The organism is uncultured Paraglaciecola sp. (genome assembly GCF_913020055.1).
Lineage (GTDB): Bacteria > Pseudomonadota > Gammaproteobacteria > Enterobacterales > Alteromonadaceae > Paraglaciecola.
The window spans coordinates 1-4,239 of record NZ_CAJWCF010000178.1 but is presented as its reverse complement, the minus strand read 5'-3'; the positions used below and the strand labels follow the sequence as shown (position 1 = coordinate 4,239).

Sequence of the window (4,239 nt, the reverse complement as noted above, 5' to 3'; positions counted from 1 at the left end):
TGTTGCTGCAACTGACCAATAGTCTGTTGTTTATCGCTGTGCTTTTCAGTTAAGGCGCTTATTTGACTATCCAGCGGTATAACCTGCTGTGTTATCAACTGTTCCTGACTTTGCTGAGCTTGTTTGCTGTTTTTTAATGCTTGCTCAGCCAGTGCCAAGTTATCAGCTGTACTGGTTAATTCTATTGCTAACTTTGCCTTTGTTTCTTGTTGGCTAGCCAGTTGCTCATTAGTTTTTTGATGTTGCTGGGTTACCTCAATTAAACGATACCAATTGGGTCGCAGGCGTTCAGCCGGTGCGCTTTTTTCGAGTAAACTTAAATCGACTTGTGCATGGGCGATGGCTAGTTTGGCGTCAGTACACAAGAGTGTGGCATCTTCTTGGCTTTGCTGAGCGCTGAGGCGTTTATCCCACCAGTTCACATGGCTTTGGTGGGTTTGGATCTGTTGCTCAATGCCGCTTTGTTTGTCTTGTAATTGTTGATGTTCATCTTGTAAGACTTGTTTCTGCTCTGCGCTGAGCACTTGGAAGGTATTCGCCCCCACCTGTAATTCATTTAGTTTTTGTTTAGCTTGACTGTGATGCTCATGCACCCTAACTGAAATCTGCCCATAGATTTCAGTGCCGGTAAGCTCTTCGAGTAACTCAGCTCTTTTATTTTCATCTGCATTCAGAAACGCGGCAAAATTTCCTTGGGATAACATCATTGATTTCGTAAAACGACCAAAATCCAAGCCGGTTAATTTTTCTATTTCTTCACTTTTTTGCCTAATTTGTGTGGCCAGTACTTTGCCTGTGGCGACTTCGGCTAATTCAGCATCGGCGGCTTGTAAGTTGCCGTCTACGTTACCCCGCGAACGGCGCATACTCCAAAACGCTCGGTAAGCGGTGCCTTTTACCTCAAACTCCACTTCAGCCAAACACTCGGCTGTACCCCGGGTCATGATCTCATTGAATGAATTAGTGATTTGCCCAAGCCTAGGGGTTTGATGATAAAGCGCCAGACAGATAGCATCTAATAAGGTGGTTTTACCCGCGCCCGTTGGCCCCGTGATAGCAAACAGGCCGTTTTCAGCAAAGGGCGACTGAGTAAAATCTATTTTCCATTCACCTTTGAGTGAATTGAGGTTTTTTAAGCGGATGCTGAGAATTTTCATACTTCAGTATCCTGATGCTCTACCTCAGACAATATTTGGCTGAACCGTTGTCGCACTTGTTGCAGTGTTGTTTGTTCTTCATCTGTTTCAAATGTCTCCATAGCTAAGCGTTTTTCAAAAACGTCTTCAGGGGTTAACTCAGCAAGGGTTTCACTTTGCATTTGGCTGAGTAACTGCCTGCGCTGGTTTTGTGAACGACGCAGTTGCAACACTTCCACATTGAGCCCTTCGGTCATGGTTTGAATACGCTGCTGCAGATCAGATAAATAATCTTGGGTATCCACCTCTAAACATAACCAGACAGGCTGCAGACTTGTATCCGCTTTTTCATCAACTTTGAATTGCTGCAGTTCTTTGTCAATTTTTGCAAGGTCGCCCTTAAGCACGCTCATTGGCTGAAAAATGGGGATATCGATAGGTTGTAAACTGGTACGCTTTGCACCGCTAAACTCCACTAGCATGACCTGCTTTTGAGTGCCTAGTTCATCAAAACTTAAAGGAATAGGTGAGCCGCAATAACGAATATGTTCAGATTTAGCCACGATTTGCGGTTTATGAATATGCCCCAGCGCAATGTAGTCGGCAGGAGGAAAGCCATCAGCGGCAAAGCCATCTAAAGTACCGATGTAGATGTCGCGTACACTTTCAGATTGGCTCACACCTAGCGCGGTTAAATGGCCGGTGGCAATGATAGGTAAATCCAGTCCAGAGTCTTGTTTCATAGTCAGAGCAATTTGATAAAGAGTTTGGTAATGCTGCTTGATAGCGTCGCCCAGTGCCTGGCGTTTTTGAAGTCCGGTTTCACCTGCAGTGCTTTGCAATACATCTCTGGCCCTGATAAAAGGTACGGCACATAAAATCGCGGCGGGCTGGCCTGACTTATCGGGGATGGTAAAGACTTGTTCGTCAATAGCGATGCCGGTACTGGCGACAACAAAGGTATTCAAACAGGCAAGAATTTGTTTGGATTCGTTTAACGTAGAAACCGAGTCGTGATTACCGCCAAGCACCACTAAAACACAGTTAAGCTTTTGCATATCCACCACAAACTGGTTATACATTTCTCGTGCGTAACTGGGCGGGGTACCGGTATCAAAAATATCGCCAGCAATAATGACCACATCGATTTGCTCTGACCTTACCCGGTCGAGCAACCAATTGATGAAAGCCTGATGTTCATCCTTACGGCTTTTGGTGAAGAAATTTTGCCCCAAATGCCAGTCAGAGGTGTGGAGTATTTTCATGCAGTATCATCCCTACTCGCTTTCTCAATAGCAGGCATAATGAATTTGCTGATCATATCGGTTTCGCTGGACGTTTTTTTATTAATGGGAGGCATACTTCAATTCCCTCTACTTGCTAACAAAGCTTAGCTGGATTAAAGACTTGGCCTTTTCTAAATCAGCCACACTAGCTACTTGCTGGTTTAGCCTGAACAATTTGATATCAATCATTGCGGATCCTTGCCTTTCAAATTCTTATAAGTTTGCGCGAACTTAGATTAACACACACATGAATTATTTTTCACTGCATAACAATCAAAAAGGCAGAAAAAAATTTACAATGATAACAAGTATTTAGCTTATGAAAAGCAATTAGAAAGTGATACAAACGTAGGCTTAAAAAAAGGGATAATAGAACTTTAAAGATGTAAGCAGGGAGAAAGGTATTAATTGGTCGGTGTGATAGGATTCAAACTTACGACCCCTTCCCCCCTAGCCAATGAAGGCCGCTACCAAGTTGCTACAATCTACAACGACTTGATTTAGACTCCACTGATAATAATTTAATTGGTCGGTGTGATAGGATTCGAACTTTACCCTAACACACCACATAACAACATATAGTGATACTCCCGTCAGAGCGACACTACATATTGATACATACCATTACGAAAATGGTGCAAAAAGTGGGGTTTGGGATTGGAAAAGGTGCACGCTCCGCTCGGCATACTCGCCGTATGTGGCAGACAAAGTCCCAGTTCCATCCACTCAAATCCAATCAAATGGTTTTCTTAGTATCTCTCGCAAAATTAATGGCAAAACGCCCTTAATGAATTCTTGCAGAGTCTCTCAAAAAACAATTTGACAGTTTTTTCCTTTCTAGAACACCCGTTATCACTCCGAAGCGCGGCAAAAGTCGCTGCAAGCAGCCACCACACTGCGAATTGATAATAACTGGGATTTAAGAATGAAAGTACTAAAGCTAAGCGAACAGCAAATTGAGAGCATGAGAATAGATACAACGATTAAATATGTGACTAAAGCTCAAGTTAAAACATCCCCTTTAATCAAAGGTGTCTTTAAATGGGGAGTACAAGCTTGGGCAGTAACAATTAATGATAAAAAAGTACCTGTTAAGCCGAGTCAAAAATCAATCTTCAGTGTTAGGTTTGATGAACTGCTTGTTAGTAATTATTAAAATGTCGAGTTCCAAAATTTTTCTGATATTTTCAAATAAGAACTGACTATCAGGTCTAAGCTGTAAGCTTGGCCATTCAAATAATCTTTAAATTTTAGATTATTGATATTATCGGTCGTTATATTAACGCCAACATTTCTAATAAAATCGGTGTTAAATTCAATTTATGTATTTATGGGAAAACTCACCAAGTTCCTTATAGAATTAACCCCTAACAACAAAATATTGATTAGCTTCGTTCAATTATCAGCCTTTATATTTAGAGTAAATACTTTTGAATCTACAATAAAAAACATTCTTATTGTAATCGTTGTGGTAAATTGATAAACACAAGTTTGCTGTTCGCGAACAAGAAACATTGGCATACAGTTAATATGTTAAAAAATCAAGATTTATTGTGACTCTTAAGATTCTTAGCTATGAGGAATCGAATTATGCATCATTGTCTCTTACAAAAGAGTTACAAGGCAAAGCTTGGGTACATATCGAAAATGATGTTGAGAAAATCAGTAAATACGACATTGGGCAAGAAGACCTAATAGTGTCAAATGAATTTGAAGACTTTGAGTCGAAAGAGTTATCGATGACGTGGTCAACCTAAAACGACCACCCCAGTTAAGCTACTTTTTGTAATTCATTGTTTTGTCTTTCAAAGTCATTA

The 4,239-nt window shown here is 41.0% G+C and carries 4 protein-coding genes; 2 read left to right on the top strand and 2 right to left on the bottom strand.

Annotated features, from left to right (window positions below; genetic code table 11):
• Together QZ488_RS21315 and sbcD are read right to left on the bottom strand one after the other, a co-directional pair.
• Positions 1 to 1,157 (bottom strand): AAA family ATPase (locus QZ488_RS21315; protein WP_293752554.1); only part of this gene is annotated, 1,157 nt, incomplete at its 3' end.
• Positions 1,154 to 2,401: an exonuclease subunit SbcD gene (gene sbcD, locus QZ488_RS21310; protein WP_293752552.1), complete on the bottom strand. Its 1,248-nt coding sequence runs from the start codon at positions 2,399 to 2,401 to the stop codon at positions 1,154 to 1,156. The genes sbcD and QZ488_RS21315, both read right to left, overlap by 4 nt.
• Positions 2,402 to 3,347: 946 nt before the next feature.
• Between sbcD and QZ488_RS21305 the strand changes: the two genes are divergently transcribed.
• A complete protein-coding gene (locus QZ488_RS21305; protein WP_293752546.1) occupies positions 3,348 to 3,578 on the top strand; it encodes a hypothetical protein in 231 nt (76 codons plus the stop codon).
• Between the two features lie 397 nt (positions 3,579 to 3,975).
• The gene (locus tag QZ488_RS21300) at positions 3,976 to 4,179 is read left to right on the top strand and encodes a hypothetical protein (RefSeq protein ID WP_293752543.1); all 204 of its coding nucleotides are present in this window, start codon (positions 3,976 to 3,978) and stop codon (positions 4,177 to 4,179) included.
• Positions 4,180 to 4,239: the final 60 nt, after the last annotated feature.

Coding starts and splice junctions, on each gene's coding strand:
- sbcD (WP_293752552.1), bottom strand. CDS start 2,401: ATGAAAATACTCCACACCTCTGACTGGCATTTGGGGCAAAATTTCTTC.
- QZ488_RS21305 (WP_293752546.1), top strand. CDS start 3,348: ATGAAAGTACTAAAGCTAAGCGAACAGCAAATTGAGAGCATGAGAATA.